The sequence below is a fragment of the Lutibacter sp. genome (assembly GCF_040883305.1).
Lineage (GTDB): Bacteria > Bacteroidota > Bacteroidia > Flavobacteriales > Flavobacteriaceae > Lutibacter.
Genome location: NZ_JBFLKT010000219.1, coordinates 1 through 2,596 on the forward strand (window position 1 = coordinate 1; position 2,596 = coordinate 2,596).

The window sequence follows — 2,596 nt, forward strand, 5'->3', positions numbered from 1 at the left end:
AAAGGGAAACTGTAACTTTGTAAAAGTTGCGCGGTTTTTCAAATAAAAAATGAGTAACCAAGCTTTGGTTGCTCATTTTTTATTTGGAGAGACATTACATCGCTTTTTGCGATGTTAAGATTCATATCCTTGCCCAAGATAATGTATTAGGCTATAGGTCTTTAATTCCTTCTTCTCTGCGAAAGACGCTTTATTTTTTAACAAAGTGATGTAAACTATATTTTTATGCACCATATCCTCGAAATATTTGGTTTTATTCAATCTATAAGCGACTTATATTGGTATCATAGCTATACTGAATTCTAAACTTGTTTTAGAATACGTGTTCAAATGATATATGTCATACATTCCAATGTTGTTCGTTGATAATGGTCATTTGAATTTGCACAAAATAGTATTCATTTTGTATAAGAGATTTTTTTTAAAATTTTAAAATGAAAAGTACTTTTTTAATAGTGAGTTTTTTTTTATGCTTAGCTGGATATTGCCAAAATATTGGTGCGCTTTACGAAAAATCAAAAGAAGCTGTAGTGCTTATTAAAACATCTGAATCTGAGGTTGTTAGTCAGGGATATCAAAAATTAATGTTGAATGTAAAAGGGTTAGGGTCAGGCTTTGTGGTTTCAAAAGAAGGCGAAATAATGACCGCTTCTCATGTGGTTCAAACCGCCCAAAATATTATAGTAAAATTTTCAGATGGCGAAGAGGTTTTTGCTGAAGTAATAAGTTCTTATCCTCCAGCCGATGTTGCTTTAATTAAATTACTAACAGTAAAAAAAACGCCTTTGAAAGTGGTTAAATTAAGTAATTCAGATAATGTTAAAGTTGGTGATCAAATTTTTGTGATTGGAGCGCCTTTTGGTTTGGGAAATTCTTTATCGGTTGGCTATGTTGGTGGGAAATATTCAAATGAAATAAAAGGAGGCTTTATTACTTCAGAAGTTATTCAAACAGATGCAGCCATAAATGAAGGAAGTTCAGGAGCTCCTATGTTTAATTTAAAAGGAGAAGTAGTTGGAATTTCTAGTTTTATATTAAGCAATTCAAAAGGATTTCAGGGATTAGGTTTTGCTACAACATCAAATGTGGCAAAAAAAATATTATTAGATGAGCAATCGGTTTGGACAGGAATTGAAGCCCATTTAATTACCGGGACATTGGCTAGAATTTTAAATATTCCCCAAGAAGGTGGTGTTTTAGTACAAAAGGTAGCTAATTTTTCTTTGGGTGATATTTTGGGTTTAAAAGGTGGATTTACTAGAATTTATTTTGAAGGTGTTGAGCTTATGGTAGGAGGAGATATTATACTTTCTGTTGAAAATATAGTATTAACAAATCAAGAAAATTTGCATAAAGCTTGGCAGCTTATCCAAAATTTGAAGTCAGAAGATATTTTACATTTTAAAATTTTAAGAAACGGTTCTGTTATAGAAATTGCTAAAGCAATTCCTAAATCAACTTTAAAATAATGATTAGCTTACACAGTATGCAACATCATTGAAAATTCAAGTGTTCCATGGTACAAATTATAAAAAAACTGACGCCTAACCTTCCAAATAGGAAATTTTCTATTCTTGAAATTTTGCTATTTTCTGTACTAATTTCAATAGTACTCTACTTTGGAAAAACACTATTTATTCCGCTGAGTTTTTCAGTACTCATTAGCTTTGTTCTTTATCCGATCTGCAAATGGATGGAAAAAAAAGGAATCCATAAAACTGTGAGTATTTTCTTATCCGTTTCTATTTTATTTATACTATTTATGGGCATCACCTATTTACTTTTTTCACAAGTTATAGGATTTTTAAAAGAGTGGGAAGCATTTAAAACTAAATTTCTAGAATTCTTGGTGCAATTAAGTGCTTTTCTAGAAGAACAATATGGCATTAACACGAATTTCTTGTCTGATTTACCAAAAAATGTGATGAACAACTCAGGTACACAAGTATTTTATTCACTTATAAATACTGCCTATTCAGTTTCTATGACATTCTTTTTTCTAATTATAATCCCTGTTTTTTCGGTTTTTATACTTTATTATCGGGAGATGTTAACAAATGTGTTATACAATTTCTTCCCTTCAAATAAAAAAAATGATATTAGAGAAGTTCTAACTGAAACAATTAATACCTATTATAATTTTGTAAAAGGTATGTTGTTGGTATATTTAATTGTGGGTATTTTAAATAGCATAGGCTTAGCTATTCTTGGTATTCCAAATCCTATTGCTTATGGCTTTATTGCTTCAATTCTTACATTTATCCCCTATATTGGAATTATTATTTCTTCGCTTTTACCAATTGCAATTTCCTGGATAACATATGATTCTATGTGGTATCCATTGGGTATTATTTTCGTTTTTACGATTGTTCAAATACTGGAAGCAAACATTATATTCCCTTTGGTTGTAGGAAACCGTTTAAAATTAAATCCGCTTGTTATTATTATTGCAATTATTTTAGGTGGAATTATTTGGGGAACCGCAGGTTTAATTTTATTTATTCCGTTTATAAGCATTATAAAATTAATTGCCGATCGTACAGAAAGTTTAAAAACCTTGTCCTTATTATTAGGCGTTAACACGCAGCCTAAAAAA

At 30.2% G+C, this 2,596-nt stretch carries 2 protein-coding genes; both read left to right on the forward strand.

Going from position 1 to position 2,596, the window contains the following annotated elements; genetic code table 11:
- The first annotated feature begins 434 nt into the window (after positions 1-434).
- Positions 435-1,469: a S1C family serine protease gene (locus AB1Z17_RS06960; protein WP_368051075.1), complete on the forward strand. Its 1,035-nt coding sequence runs from the start codon at positions 435-437 to the stop codon at positions 1,467-1,469.
- Between the two features lie 47 nt (positions 1,470-1,516).
- On the forward strand, positions 1,517-2,596 hold a 1,080-nt coding region (locus tag AB1Z17_RS06965), incomplete at its 3' end, for an AI-2E family transporter (RefSeq protein ID WP_368051076.1).

Excerpts from the sequence above, each read along its gene's own strand:
- AB1Z17_RS06960 (WP_368051075.1), top strand. The coding sequence starts at position 435 with ATGAAAAGTACTTTTTTAATAGTGAGTTTTTTTTTATGCTTAGCTGGA.